This is a genomic window from Sinorhizobium sp. BG8, assembly GCF_016864555.1.
Classification (GTDB): Bacteria; Pseudomonadota; Alphaproteobacteria; order Rhizobiales; family Rhizobiaceae; genus BG8.
The window spans coordinates 1,981,035-1,992,772 of the sequence record NZ_CP044011.1; the positions used below are offsets into that span (position 1 = coordinate 1,981,035).

Sequence of the window (11,738 nt, forward strand, 5' to 3'; positions counted from 1 at the left end):
AACCTTGGATAGCAATGTCGAATCCCTATAATTCTAGCTGCACGGATACGTATTTTGTGATTTACTAATATGCGTTCCCAAGAGGCACGCCGCGGGCGTTGCGACACCGAAATTGGCAGACATGTGAGAGGGCGATTGAAGCCGCCCAAAGCATACCCAGCGTGGCGAGGGCTGCGCGAGGGCAAGATCCGTATTCGCGGGCTGGGTCGTTAGAGAGACAGTGTCATGGGAATAAACAGGAAATTCTTCTTCGACTATGTGCGCCTTCATCTCTTCGACGGCGCGCTCACGCAGCCGCAGGTGCGCGGCCTGACAGCGATCATCGACAAGTGGGAAGCGACCATGCCCGGCAACGATGATCGGTGGCTCGCCTACATGCTGGCGACGACCCATTATGAAACCGGACGCACCATGCAGCCGGTGCGCGAGACCTTCGCCCCCACGGACGACAAGGCGATCGCGATCCTGGACCGGGCTTTCAACGCGGGACGGCTGCCTTGGGTATCGAGACCCTACTGGAACAAGGACGCGCAAGGCAGGACCTGGCTCGGCCGCGGTCTCGTGCAGCTCACTCATGAGGCCAACTACCAGAAGATGACGAACGAGACGGGGATCGACCTCGTGAGCGATCCGGCACTTGCGATGGACCTGAAGGTGGCCGTGGACATCATGTTCATAGGCATGACCAAGGGGTCCTTCACGGGCAAGAAGCTCGCCGACTTCTTCGCGCCCGGAAAGGGCGACTGGGTGAATGCCCGCAAGATCATCAACGGGCTGGACAAGGCGGCGCTGGTGGGGAGCTACGGCAAGGCCTATTACGCCGCGATCAGCTACACGACATAGGGCGGACAGCCGCGCCCCTACCTGAACCATCGTATCCTTCTGACGATGTGATGGTTGGCCGGCGTGGGCCCGGGATGACCATCAGACACATGCCCGCAACCGCAGGCGCCGGACACCGGAACCCGAGGGAAATCGACACGATGAGATACGCATTCCTCATGCCCTGGCGGCGCGCCGGGGCAAAGGCCGCCGCGCGCCGGGCCGGCGTCGAGACGAAAACGACCGCTCTCCTCGCGTTTGGCGCGGACGGGCGGGCCCACTGGTCGAGCCGGACCTATTCATCGCTCGCGCGGGAAGGCTTCATGCGCAATCCGGTCGCTCACCGGGCAGTACGGATGATCGCGGAGGCGGCCGCATCCGTGCCCTGGCTGATCTATGAAGGCGACGAGGAACGGCCCGATCATCCACTTGCCGAACTGCTTGCGCGGCCGAACGGGCGGATGGCCGGAAACGAATTCTTCGAGGCGCTCTACGGGCACCTTCTGCTATCCGGAAACGGGTTTGTTGAGGCGGTGCGCATCGGCGCCGAACTGCGGGAGCTGCATCTCCTGAGGCCCGATCGGGTGCGCATCGTCGAGGGGCGCGACGGCTGGCCGGAAGCATACGAATACCGTGCGGGAGCGCATGTGCGCCGGCACGCAGCCGGGGACGATCAGGCGATCCTGCATGTGAGGCTCTTCCATCCCCTCGATGATCACATGGGATTTGCTCCGCTGGAGGCGGCCTCCGTGGCGCTCGACCTTTCGAACGCTGCAGCCAGCTGGAACAAGGCGCTGCTCGACAATTCCGCCCGGCCTTCCGGCGCGCTCGTCTATCAGCCGAAGGATGGCGGAAACCTGACGCCCGACCAGTACGACCGGCTGAAGGCGGAACTCGAGGACGGCTATTCCGGACCGGCGCGGGCCGGGCGGCCGATGTTGCTGGAGGGCGGGCTCGACTGGAAGGCGATGGGCCTCAGCCCTCGCGAGATGGATTTCATGGAGGCCAAGAACGGCGCGGCGCGCGACATCGCGCTCGCCTTCGGCGTGCCGCCGATGCTGATCGGAATTCCGGGCGATGCGACCTACGCCAACTATCAGGAGGCGAACCGCGCCTTCTGGCGGCTTACCGTCCTGCCGCTCATCTCCCGCAGCGCTTCGGCGCTGTCCGGCTGGCTCGCCCGTCCGGGAGACAGGGCGCTTCGCCTTGTGCCGGACCTCGATGCGGTGGCGGGTCTTTCCGTCGAGCGATCGGAATTGTGGGCGCGCGTCGGGGGCGCGAGCTTCCTGACGGACGAGGAGAAGCGGCAGGCCGTTGGATACTGAAAAGGCGCCGGAAACGGGCCGTGCAATCATTCGTTTCCGTTCCCCGCACGGGGACCGGCGCGGAGAGGGCAGAAATCCGGAAACTCATAAATGAATTCAATCGGTTGCGGGCGCGGAATGAATCAGTTCCTGCGAGCGCGGATTCGATGCGCGAATTCGCTGCCCGGATCTTCGAACGGACTGTCGCAAGCGATTCATTAGATTCGGGAAATTGCGTTCCGCACAGAGCGTCGCCGGCCGGATGGCGGGTGCATGCGCCGCCCGGATGAATATCAGAATAATCTGAAAGGCTTAACGAATGGCTGACTTCGGAAACGAGAGCGGTATGTGGGCCACGCGCCTGTTCGGCGCCTCCGCCGGTTCGGCGATATCGCTGGTCTACCTGCTGCCGAAGAGCCGGCGCGAGGCAGCGTCGCGCTTCTTCACCGGGCTTGCCTGCGGAATGATCTTCGGAGCGCCGACGGGCATGTGGATCGTCACCCGCGCGGGCATCGCCGGACACCTTTCCGGCAGCGAGATCCTGCTGACCGGCTCGGCGGCGGCGAGCCTCTGCGCCTGGTGGGGCATGGGGGTTCTGGTACGGCTTGCGGAAAGAGTGAGGAAGTAGGCCGCCGCGGCCGCCAACAGGCGACCGGAGCGCGATGCGCGACGCGGCCGCTGCAGGAAATAACGCGCTGCCTGACGGTCGCTGCCCGGCAGCCACCGAGACAAAGGCGCGTTCCCATCACCATCGGAGACACAGGATGACAACCGACGACTTGCCGGTTTGGCGGATGAAGAAATATGCCAACCTGACGCTTTCAGGGATTTCCGGGGACGGCGTCTTTTCCGGCTATGCCAGCGTGTTCGGCGAGATCGATCTGGGCAAGGACGCGATCGAGCCGGGCGCATTCGCCAAGTCGCTGGCCAAACGCGGTGCGGGCGGGGTGCGGATGCTCTTCCAGCACGACCCGTCCGAACCGCTCGGACGCTGGCGCACCATTCGCGAGGATGGCCGCGGCCTTTACGTCGAGGGCATGCTTTCGCCCGGCGTGGCGCGGGCGCGCGAGGTGCATCAACTGATGAAATCAGGTGCGCTCGATGGTCTCTCGATCGGTTTCCAGACCGTGAAGGCAAGGACTGACCGTGGAAGCGGAGTGCGGCGGATCCTCGAGGCGGATCTCTGGGAAATCTCGATCGTGACCTTTCCGATGCTGCCATCGGCACGGATCTCGAACGTCAAGAACGCGCGGTGGTTCCGCGACAAGGAGACGGAGCTGGTCCGCACCATGCGGCGGGCGGCCCGGATGATGAAGCTCTAACCTGCAAGGATGACACGATGACCCTGGAACAGACGGCTGTGGCGCCCGAGATCAAGGCGGCGCCGGAGACGATGACGGCTGCCTTCGACGAGTTCATGGAGGCCTTCGAGGCTTTCAAGGACACCAACGACCGCAGGCTCGGCGAGATCGAGCAGAAACTGACGGCGGACGTCGTCACCCGCGAGAAGATGGACCGCATCAGCCGGGCGATGGACGAGCAGAAGCGCGTTCTCGACCAGCTGGCGCTGAAAAAGGCGCGCCCGGCACTCGGTCGCGGCCAGCCCGAAAGCATCGAAACGGCCGAGCACAAGGCGGCGTTCGAAAGCTATATCCGCCGCGGCGACGAAACGGGGCTGCGCGAGCTGGAGGCGAAGGCGATGTCCGTCGGGTCGGCGAGCGACGGCGGCTATCTGGTTCCGGACCAGACCGACACGGAAATCGGCCGCAGGCTTTCGGCGGCATCGCCGATCCGCGCGCTGGCAACCGTCCGGCAGGTGTCGAGCTCGGTGCTGAAGAAGCCGTTCGCGACCACCGGCATGGCGTCGGGCTGGGTCGCTGAAACCGCTGCGCGCCCCCAGACCAATGCGCCCCAGCTCGCGGAGCTCACCTTCCCGACGATGGAACTCTATGCCATGCCGGCGGCAACCGCGGCCCTTCTCGACGATGCCGCGGTTGAGATCGAGAGCTGGATCGCCTCCGAGGTCGACGTGGTCTTCTCCGAGCAGGAGGGGACGGCCTTCGTTTCCGGCGATGGCATCAACAAGCCGAAGGGTTTCCTCAGCTACACCAACGTGGCGGAGGCGAGCTGGAGCTGGGGCAACATCGGCTACATCGCCACCGGCAATGCCGGCGCCTTCAAGGCAAGCGGCCCCTCCGACACGCTGATCGACACGATCTACGCGCTGAAGGCGGGGCACCGGCAGAACGCGACCTTCGTGATGAATCGCAAGACGCAGGCGGAGATCCGCAAGTTCAAGGATGCGGACGGCAACTATCTCTGGCGCCCGCCGGCAGCCCCCGGACAGGCGGCATCGCTGGCCGGATTTCCGGTGAGCGAGGCGGAGGACATGCCGGATATCACGGCCGGCAGCTTCTCGATCGCCTTTGGCGACTTCCGCGCCGGCTATCTGGTGGTCGACAGAACGGGCGTCCGGGTGCTGCGCGATCCCTATTCGGCGAAACCCTACGTGTTGATTGTTTTTACACTACTTTTGCGCATCCTTTTTGCAGCAGTTTTGGGACGCGCAGACCATGAAGAGCACTACCCGCAGACTAGCGTACTCGTACATCCGCATGAGTACGGAAAAGCAGATCAAAGGCGACAGTTTGCGCCGCCAGATGGATTGGTCTGAAGGCTTCGCGCAACGTCACAGCCTCGATCTTCAAGATACAACGAAATTCGCAGACATCGGCGTTTCCGCTTGGAAGGGCTTGAACCGCAGCAAAGGTCGCCTCGGCGCTTTCATTGAACTTGTCCGCGAGGGAAAGATTCCGTCCGGCAGTTATCTGCTCATCGAAAACCTCGACCGTCTCTCACGTACTACCCCACTTGAAGCACTCGACTTGTTCAAGGAAATCTTGAAAATCGGGATTACCGTTGTCGCTCGTGGCGAGTGGGGCGATGAAGAGACCTATACGTGGCAGAGCCTTAACAGTAATTCAAACCAGTTGATTTCCACGCTCACCACGATGTTGCGTGCGAACCGGGAAAGCGAGCGCAAAAGCCAAGTCATCCGCGAGGCATTCGAGAACAAGCGTGCACTCAGTCGTCAGGGCATCAAAACGAACCAAACACCGCCGCATTGGATCACCGCCACAAAGGTAGAGCGCGGCCAGTTCGAATATTCGTTGAATGATCGAGCACCGTTGGTTCAATCGATTTTCGAGCGCAGCGCAGACGGTGTTGGCTTTGATCGCATCGCACGCGATTTGAATGAGCGCGGCGAACCTACATTGAAACCGAGCAAGCGCGGTTGGTTTTACACGAGCATCGCAGGGATCATCACTAGCCGATCCGCAATAGGCGAGTACCAGCCTTACGAGGAAGTTGACGGTGTTCGCGTCGCTCGTGGTGATCCGATTGCAGATTATTATCCAGCAGTCGTCACAAACGATCTTTGGCTACGGGCACAGAAAAAGCCACATCGAAATCGTCGTGGTGGTCGTGCCGGAACCGCTTTCAGCAACTTGCTTGGCGACCTCGCAAATTGCCAGCACTGCAACAGTCGCATGTTCATGCTCAACAACAGTCGGAGCGATAAGCAATGGCAGTATCTCGTATGCTCGGCAGCGCATAGACGCATTCAGCAAGATATCCAGATTGACGGAGACACGCGGAGCGTACCAGTTTGCACGCAGGGTAAGATGCGATTCCGATACGATCTCGTAGAGCGGTTTATCCTCGATCATGTTGCCGAATTTGGCGATAGCGAAGAAATCCGCTTGGCGAAAGCAGGCGCGGAGTTGCAGGTTTTCAATGAGGCTATTGCCGACGTATCGTTGAAACTCGAAAGTCTGCGCACGAGGGAACAGCGTCTGCTGACATTGGTCGAGACAGAGGACGAGGGCGAAATTCCTGGGCTGCTCGCAGCACTGAAATCCAGAACCAAAGAACGCAAGCAGGCTGAGGCTCGATTGGAAGAACTCACGCAAAATCGAGATATCGAAATGGCAAAGCAAGCCAGCCTCGATCCAGCGAGCGCAATCAAAGCCATGCGCGAAGAATGGGAGAAGACTGAAGACATGTCCACACGTTACGCGCTTCGTGTTCGGACCAGCGCAGCCATCAAGGGAGTTGTCCAGCAAGTCAACTTCGACAGCGAGAACGGCATCTTCGATGTAATTCTGATGGGCAATCGGCGCGTTTATCGCTTCCCCAATGTAAAGCACGCGAAGGGCAAGGCACTGCACGATTTGCAGGTCAAGCCGGTCGTCGTAGACATGACGAGACTGCTAGAGGAAGTACCTCTCGGCCGTTACGTGGATACCGTTGGCCCCGATGCAACGCCCGACATGGAAGCCATATTCGCCTCGGATAGCCGCATTGGTTGCATACCACTCGCAACAGGCACAAAGCCCATAAACGACCTTCTGCACAGTCATCGGAAAATTCGTTTAGTAGACTGAAAACGAGAGGAAAACGTAGAAATTCTGTGCTCGCCCTTTGGTTTTAATGGCAATAACTCTGAGTTGTAAACACAACTTATAGGAGTTATGCCAATGCAGTTTCGGGTTTGGGGTAAGATCGATGGCAAACAGTTCGATCAGGTATTCGCGGATGTCGCCGAATGGCGTGCAGAACGCAAAATGATCGAACGCTTTGCCGCTGTTAGCGTTGCTGGAATGGCAAGCGTTGAGGTGGCAGCATGAACCTGCTTCCCGAAAACATTCTTGAACGGCTTGCTCAAAACAATTGCAATCGTGACGCTGATCATGTGCCGGTAGTTAAGTTCTTCCTACCCGGTACGAACTGCGTCTGGGTCTTCACTGAGATTGAGCCAGATGGTGATACGCTGTTCGGCCTTTGCGATCTGGGACAGGGTGAGCCTGAACTTGGCTATGCAAGTTTTTCCGAAATGACAAGCATCCGCACGCAGATTGGAACGGTGATCGAGAGAGATGTGCATTGGAAGGGAAAAGCACCAATGTCAGAATATGCGCGTGCTGCACGAGCAGCGCGACGGATTGTGGAGGTCTAATTTGTTTGGGAAGGTAATTGATCGTTGGCGTTCGGATCGAAAAGCAGGAGTGCTGCACCATGCAGTTGGCAGTTTGGCGTTTGCTGAGCCGCACCTCGGAGCCATTGCAACTTCGATGTATATGATCAGAGACGACGTCTCTGGCGTCACCTCTGACGGCGTAAGCCTTTACTACAATCCAGACGACATTCTGGCAATGTCGCCGGAGAAACGAGTTCAAGCAGTCCGCAACGTGATTATCCGGCTTCTGGAAACCGCGCTACGAGACGAATGTAGAGGTCCATGGAGCGAAGAGCATCAAACCCTGCGCGATAAGTGGACCGATGACCAATGGAACGACATCGCGTTCAAATATGATTGCGCTATCAAAGGAATGAGAATTGCGCGGTACCAGGAAGAACTGTCTCACATCGGGCCGCTAGAATACATTCCGTCCGCAAAATACGATTGACATGGAAAGCCCCGGAGTGAAGGGGGTTTCGGGGCTTTTCTCTTATAGACGTGCGTTGCGATCAATGCGTTTCTGAGTCAGTTCGATGCTTGCTGCTGTGATGTAATCGCTGATCTCACCCAATACGAACCAAGCACGAAGTGCCAGAAGAAGAAGTGCTACACCGATTACATAGCCCCAAATTTCCATGCTTGCCTCCGTTGCAAAACTACCCCGCTAGTGCCTTTGATTTCAAAGGGCAACCTCCCTCTGCTTACGGAAAAGCCCACCGGAATGAGCAACCGGTGGGCTTCCTGAATCAACCATTGGGTGGAGTAAGGCCCAATGGGATGCGAGTGAGAGCGGCTAGTTTGGAGGAAGGATTGCTCTCACATCGTATTTAGTTGCCGACGCCCAATTCCCTTAGTTCTGCAAGCCACTGCTTGGGTGTTAGTGTCCGTGTGCTGTCGCTGGGTTCCTCAATAGCGAAACGGTCGAAAGCCTCGCTGAGTGTTGCATCTGCTTCACGTTGGATATCCAAATAGCAACGACCTTCCTTGCGTACTGCTTTGTCAGCGATTGCCAAGTTATCGAGTTGCCATGGCAACCGTTCATTGCGGCGATACAGGCGACCGACGCCTCTGGACCTCATGATGGTCAGGGCGCGTTCATCGCTTTGTGTGAAGAACTCGACCCATTCGGACAGAGTGAGTTCCCACGGCTCGCCAAGCCGCTTATGGCGGTAGTTTCGGAACTCCAAAAACTTCTTGCGGATTTTGTCGGTGATGTCTTTTTCCATATTCGCAGTATGCAGCCGTGCGATCCCGTAGGGCGATAAAGAAAACCCGGAGAACCGAATTGTCCTCCGGGCTGAGCAGTGTGGGCGGGGATTTGTTCGCCCATCCCTATTTAATCGAGCGGCACTCCCTCATCGATCAACTCGTAGATCGTTTCCTGTATCTGCTTGATCGTTGCAGTGGGAAGCCTGCCGATTGGCTCATCATTGAGGCTGCTTGCGCGGATCGCTGTTACCTTGTCGCACATCACATAGGAACGCTTCGTCAGCCCGTTATCCGGCGACGGTTCAACTGCAATACGGATCGGCTCGCCGTGCGCGTCGTTGGACGTTAGCGGGGCAATGATAACGCTATCCAGTCGGACATTGGGGTTCTGCATCACGACGACAGGGCGGGGCTTGCTTGTATAGGTGCCATTCTCAACCATTGCGTAGATCGCACCGCGTTCAATCATCATCGGATAGCACCACGCTATGAGCCTCGATCCAGCGCATGGCGTCTTCTTCGTCTTCCTTACCAAGTGTCCTTATGCGCTCGGATGCCTCACGTAGTTGCTCATTGCGGACACGCTTGATGTACAGCAGCAGGGCATCGCGCATCGCCTCGCTTGGCGTTTGGTGCTTTGTCTCTGCTGCTTCCGTGAAGCGTTCCCGTAGGTCGTCATCGACCCGGAAATTCATTAGCGTTGCCATCGTTGCCTCCTGTAATACAAAACATATTACGCCGCCGACAGGCAGCCGCAAGGCCGGAAATCAGGAAAACGCATGTCAGCGGAAACGCTTCATAGAGGCTCATAGAGCGCCAGGACGATGTTGCGCGTTATGCTGTGCGGTTGGGCACGAACGCAGCGGGCGGCGCTCTATGACGTGTTTCCGTGCGAACTATTGCTGGTGCTTGCTGCGTGTTTTTTGGCCGCGATGCAGCAATAAAAATATCGCATTTGAAGCACCTCATCCAGTATATTGATAAATACATTTGTAATGCTTCTGTCTGGAAAACGAGGTCTTACACGGACTACTCGCAGATGGAAGCACTTATCTCCCTAGTTGACAAAGTGATTAGCCCTGCATGTTTCCAGACAGATGCAGGGTTTTTCATTTTCAGCAAAGGGATATAAAAATGAATAATGTGTCTGGAAAATACAATTCATCCGACGTGTCGGCCATTCTGGCTAAGGTCAAGCAGCACGCCATCGAACGTGCTCAGGCCAATAACAACTCAGTAAAATCACCAATTGCCGAATGGGTCGCTTCTTCGCAGATCGACATGGGTACTTCTTATTTTGAGTCCAAGGGCGAATCCATTATTAATGTTAATAATGTAGAGAATAATGTTAATAATGGAATCGCGCCTAAGGCATTAATGGAATCGCCCTCGGCTATTCCAGCAAATGGCGATTCCAACAAGAACGTATTTTCCTTCGGATCTGCTACGCAGAACAACGGGAACAACGCAGTCGCGGCCACAGCCGACGACTTCGCGAACAACGAGTTCCTTCCCAATGAAGAAACAGAAAATAATGGCTTCGCGGATGACGACGACGAGGACATGCCGGACTACGACTACGACACGGCCACCGATGACGAGCCCGAGCCGACCCGCATTGCGGCAGTCCGCGTAGACTTCTTCGACAACGGCGAAAACTCGATGAAGGGCAAAAAGAAGTCCACACGCCTGAAAGCCAATGTGCATGTGAAGTTGCCGGGAGCCGCCAACTACACGAAGTTCGGTTGCAGTTTCAACAATCGCCTCCGCGACTTTGCCGCAACCATGACGGACGAGCAGCGTGCCGATCCTTGGTATCAGCATGTTCTCGCTGCTCTGGAAACGGTGCGTGAAGCCGGTCGTAGCGGTGAAGTCCAATTCAACATCGCTCCGCATGCGGGCAAACTGCGCGATGAAAACAATCACACGGTCGAGCACACAGCGGTCATTCTTTTCCATGAGTGCGGCGCTGATTTCCCGACCGCCTACGTCTTCATCGACGGCTTTGAAGAAGCGATCGATCTGAACCTGCCGCCAAAGGGCAAGTCGAAATGCCCGAGTCTGATGGCCGTCGGCCAGTTTAAAGACCCCGATCTGATTGAGAAGGAAGACAGCCCATCGAAGGCCGGTGGGGTGTCGTTCATGCAGGCTATGGCCGCAAAGAACCGCAGGGCTTGATTTGGTGCCACACGAACCCGGCCAACGTGCCGGGTTTTTCTTTGTCCTGAGTAAATACCAGAACAAGGAGGTCACATGGACAAGCCAAAGAAACCACACGGACTACTCGGCACAACGAAGCCGCCAGAGGTTCGCGAAAAGATCGCAGCATCCAAGCGCGGTGTTCCCCGAACAGAGGAAGCCAAAGCAGCGATTAGCGCGGGTAAGACCGGAAAGCGGCGTAACCCAGAAGACGGTAAAAAGATATCAGCGGGATTGCGCCGATATTTTGCCAACAGGGTACGCGGGTCTGAGCCTCAGGCATAAATAGAATACATACAAGAAAAGGAGAGCTCATTAAATGAGCAACAATGCAGAACTAATCAAGGCCATTAAAGACGCAGAGAATGCGCTGACTAAGGCGATCAATACTCTAAAAGATATCGCGACAGAGACGGAAAGTGACCGTGTTTCGATGGAAGATTTGAATGCCGGTTATCAGGCAATAGCCCCACATGGGGCGTCGGGTAAATCATTCGCGGACGGAGAAAGGATGCTGTTTCGCGAGGTGATCAGCCTGCGGGAGCGTGTTGATTCTCTCTCGGAAGAGCGTCGTATGACAGAGGCCAAAACGGCTTTGGACGAGAAAATCTTTCGTATGACATGGGAGTCAGAAAAACAAGGAAGGGCGTTGGCCGCAAAGCGCGGTTGGTTCAAATAATAAAAAGACTATCATGGAGTAATGCAAATGGACATCGCAAACGAAAGCATTTTTGAGAACCTATTCGAGCAGGCAAAAGCAGCACAAAGCGTGCGCAGTCTCGATCCACTTGCCGATCTATTAGCAAAACCGTTGGTACGCATCGGCTACAAGCGTAAGGTAAAGCGCAACAGCACAAGCGCATTCATGGAATTCACGAAGCGCGACCGCAACTGGCTGGATCTGCTGCTGCGTGAGTTGACCACCATCCACAAGGTATTCCAGGCGGATGCCAGCATTATGCTCAGCGCGTCTACTGCAAAGCGTGGCACTGGCAAAACCCAGACATGGGAAGAGTTCGTCGTTGAACTCTACGATGACAAGGTTGTTGGTCGCTTCGATTTCTCGGAAGGCCAGTTGAAGCACCTGCCGAACCTCATTCAAGCACTGTCCGTTGGTCGTCGCTTGTCCGGTTGTGGACTTGTGGAGTTCTATGACATCGACACCGGCACCACACTTTAAT

At 57.0% G+C, this 11,738-nt stretch carries 16 protein-coding genes; 12 read left to right on the forward strand and 4 right to left on the reverse strand.

Translation table 11 applies throughout. The features are described 5' to 3' along the window. The first annotated feature begins 225 nt into the window (after nucleotides 1–225). The 9 genes from F3Y30_RS09225 to F3Y30_RS09265 all read left to right on the forward strand — a co-directional run bounded on the left by F3Y30_RS09225 (nucleotide 226) and on the right by F3Y30_RS09265 (nucleotide 7,597). On the forward strand, nucleotides 226–843 hold the full coding sequence (locus F3Y30_RS09225) for a hypothetical protein (protein ID WP_203426139.1): 618 nt from the start codon (nucleotides 226–228) through the stop codon (nucleotides 841–843). Between the two features lie 140 nt (nucleotides 844–983). Beyond that, nucleotides 984–2,147, forward strand: coding sequence for a phage portal protein (locus tag F3Y30_RS09230; RefSeq protein ID WP_203426140.1), 1,164 nt, complete (start codon nucleotides 984–986; stop codon nucleotides 2,145–2,147). 298 nt (nucleotides 2,148–2,445) lie between these two features. Further along, nucleotides 2,446–2,754: a DUF6107 family protein gene (locus F3Y30_RS09235; RefSeq protein WP_203426141.1), complete on the forward strand. Its 309-nt coding sequence runs from the start codon at nucleotides 2,446–2,448 to the stop codon at nucleotides 2,752–2,754. 136 nt (nucleotides 2,755–2,890) lie between these two features. Beyond that, complete coding sequence (locus F3Y30_RS09240) at nucleotides 2,891–3,448, forward strand: HK97 family phage prohead protease (RefSeq protein WP_203426142.1); 558 nt, start codon at nucleotides 2,891–2,893, stop codon at nucleotides 3,446–3,448. A 17-nt stretch (nucleotides 3,449–3,465) separates the two neighbouring features. Next, on the forward strand, nucleotides 3,466–4,800 hold the full coding sequence (locus F3Y30_RS09245; protein WP_203426143.1) for a phage major capsid protein: 1,335 nt from the start codon (nucleotides 3,466–3,468) through the stop codon (nucleotides 4,798–4,800). After that, nucleotides 4,742–6,574, forward strand: coding sequence for a recombinase family protein (locus F3Y30_RS09250; RefSeq protein ID WP_203426144.1), 1,833 nt, complete (start codon nucleotides 4,742–4,744; stop codon nucleotides 6,572–6,574). Before F3Y30_RS09245 ends, F3Y30_RS09250 begins: the two co-directional genes overlap by 59 nt. A gap of 93 nt (nucleotides 6,575–6,667) precedes the next feature. After that, entirely contained in the window at nucleotides 6,668–6,817 is a 150-nt protein-coding gene (locus F3Y30_RS09255; protein WP_203426145.1) for a hypothetical protein, read from the forward strand. After that, nucleotides 6,814–7,146 carry a DUF2958 domain-containing protein gene (locus tag F3Y30_RS09260; RefSeq protein ID WP_203426146.1) on the forward strand — a complete coding sequence of 111 codons (333 nt, stop codon included), beginning with the start codon at nucleotides 6,814–6,816 and terminating at the stop codon, nucleotides 7,144–7,146. The genes F3Y30_RS09255 and F3Y30_RS09260 overlap by 4 nt, the downstream gene beginning before the upstream one ends. Next, entirely contained in the window at nucleotides 7,109–7,597 is a 489-nt protein-coding gene (locus F3Y30_RS09265) for a hypothetical protein (protein ID WP_203426147.1), read from the forward strand. Before F3Y30_RS09260 ends, F3Y30_RS09265 begins: the two co-directional genes overlap by 38 nt. Before the next feature lie 42 nt (nucleotides 7,598–7,639). Here F3Y30_RS09265 and F3Y30_RS09270 read toward each other — a convergent pair whose 3' ends face one another. From F3Y30_RS09270 to F3Y30_RS09285, 4 genes are all read right to left on the reverse strand, one after another. Beyond that, nucleotides 7,640–7,786 (reverse strand): hypothetical protein, encoded by a 147-nt coding sequence (locus F3Y30_RS09270; protein ID WP_203426148.1) that lies wholly within the window; start codon nucleotides 7,784–7,786, stop codon nucleotides 7,640–7,642. Between the two features lie 190 nt (nucleotides 7,787–7,976). Next, nucleotides 7,977–8,375 (reverse strand): hypothetical protein, encoded by a 399-nt coding sequence (locus tag F3Y30_RS09275; protein WP_203426149.1) that lies wholly within the window; start codon nucleotides 8,373–8,375, stop codon nucleotides 7,977–7,979. 110 nt (nucleotides 8,376–8,485) lie between these two features. After that, nucleotides 8,486–8,830, reverse strand: a complete 345-nt coding sequence (locus F3Y30_RS09280; RefSeq protein WP_203426150.1) for a type II toxin-antitoxin system PemK/MazF family toxin — start codon at nucleotides 8,828–8,830, stop codon at nucleotides 8,486–8,488. Beyond that, nucleotides 8,820–9,065, reverse strand: a complete 246-nt coding sequence (locus tag F3Y30_RS09285; protein ID WP_203426151.1) for a ribbon-helix-helix protein, CopG family — start codon at nucleotides 9,063–9,065, stop codon at nucleotides 8,820–8,822. The genes F3Y30_RS09280 and F3Y30_RS09285 overlap by 11 nt, the downstream gene beginning before the upstream one ends. A 427-nt stretch (nucleotides 9,066–9,492) precedes the next feature. Here F3Y30_RS09285 and F3Y30_RS09290 point away from each other — a divergent pair, with 427 nt between their 5' ends. The 3 genes from F3Y30_RS09290 to F3Y30_RS09305 all read left to right on the forward strand — a co-directional run bounded on the left by F3Y30_RS09290 (nucleotide 9,493) and on the right by F3Y30_RS09305 (nucleotide 11,737). Continuing rightward, nucleotides 9,493–10,536 (forward strand): hypothetical protein, encoded by a 1,044-nt coding sequence (locus F3Y30_RS09290; protein ID WP_203426152.1) that lies wholly within the window; start codon nucleotides 9,493–9,495, stop codon nucleotides 10,534–10,536. A gap of 340 nt (nucleotides 10,537–10,876) precedes the next feature. Then, entirely contained in the window at nucleotides 10,877–11,236 is a 360-nt protein-coding gene (locus F3Y30_RS09300) for a hypothetical protein (protein WP_203426154.1), read from the forward strand. A 27-nt stretch (nucleotides 11,237–11,263) separates the two neighbouring features. After that, nucleotides 11,264–11,737: a hypothetical protein gene (locus F3Y30_RS09305; protein ID WP_203426155.1), complete on the forward strand. Its 474-nt coding sequence runs from the start codon at nucleotides 11,264–11,266 to the stop codon at nucleotides 11,735–11,737. The last annotated feature ends 1 nt before the right edge of the window (nucleotide 11,738 follow it).

Bases quoted from the DNA above. Each gene is read 5' to 3' on its own strand.
- F3Y30_RS09225 (WP_203426139.1), top strand. From the start codon at position 226: ATGGGAATAAACAGGAAATTCTTCTTCGACTATGTGCGCCTTCATCTC.
- F3Y30_RS09230 (WP_203426140.1), top strand. From the start codon at position 984: ATGAGATACGCATTCCTCATGCCCTGGCGGCGCGCCGGGGCAAAGGCC.
- F3Y30_RS09235 (WP_203426141.1), top strand. From the start codon at position 2,446: ATGGCTGACTTCGGAAACGAGAGCGGTATGTGGGCCACGCGCCTGTTC.
- F3Y30_RS09240 (WP_203426142.1), top strand. From the start codon at position 2,891: ATGACAACCGACGACTTGCCGGTTTGGCGGATGAAGAAATATGCCAAC.
- F3Y30_RS09245 (WP_203426143.1), top strand. From the start codon at position 3,466: ATGACCCTGGAACAGACGGCTGTGGCGCCCGAGATCAAGGCGGCGCCG.
- F3Y30_RS09250 (WP_203426144.1), top strand. From the start codon at position 4,742: ATGAGTACGGAAAAGCAGATCAAAGGCGACAGTTTGCGCCGCCAGATG.
- F3Y30_RS09255 (WP_203426145.1), top strand. From the start codon at position 6,668: ATGCAGTTTCGGGTTTGGGGTAAGATCGATGGCAAACAGTTCGATCAG.
- F3Y30_RS09260 (WP_203426146.1), top strand. From the start codon at position 6,814: ATGAACCTGCTTCCCGAAAACATTCTTGAACGGCTTGCTCAAAACAAT.
- F3Y30_RS09270 (WP_203426148.1), bottom strand. From the start codon at position 7,786: ATGGAAATTTGGGGCTATGTAATCGGTGTAGCACTTCTTCTTCTGGCA.
- F3Y30_RS09275 (WP_203426149.1), bottom strand. From the start codon at position 8,375: ATGGAAAAAGACATCACCGACAAAATCCGCAAGAAGTTTTTGGAGTTC.
- F3Y30_RS09280 (WP_203426150.1), bottom strand. From the start codon at position 8,830: ATGATGATTGAACGCGGTGCGATCTACGCAATGGTTGAGAATGGCACC.
- F3Y30_RS09285 (WP_203426151.1), bottom strand. From the start codon at position 9,065: ATGGCAACGCTAATGAATTTCCGGGTCGATGACGACCTACGGGAACGC.
- F3Y30_RS09290 (WP_203426152.1), top strand. From the start codon at position 9,493: ATGAATAATGTGTCTGGAAAATACAATTCATCCGACGTGTCGGCCATT.
- F3Y30_RS09300 (WP_203426154.1), top strand. From the start codon at position 10,877: ATGAGCAACAATGCAGAACTAATCAAGGCCATTAAAGACGCAGAGAAT.
- F3Y30_RS09305 (WP_203426155.1), top strand. From the start codon at position 11,264: ATGGACATCGCAAACGAAAGCATTTTTGAGAACCTATTCGAGCAGGCA.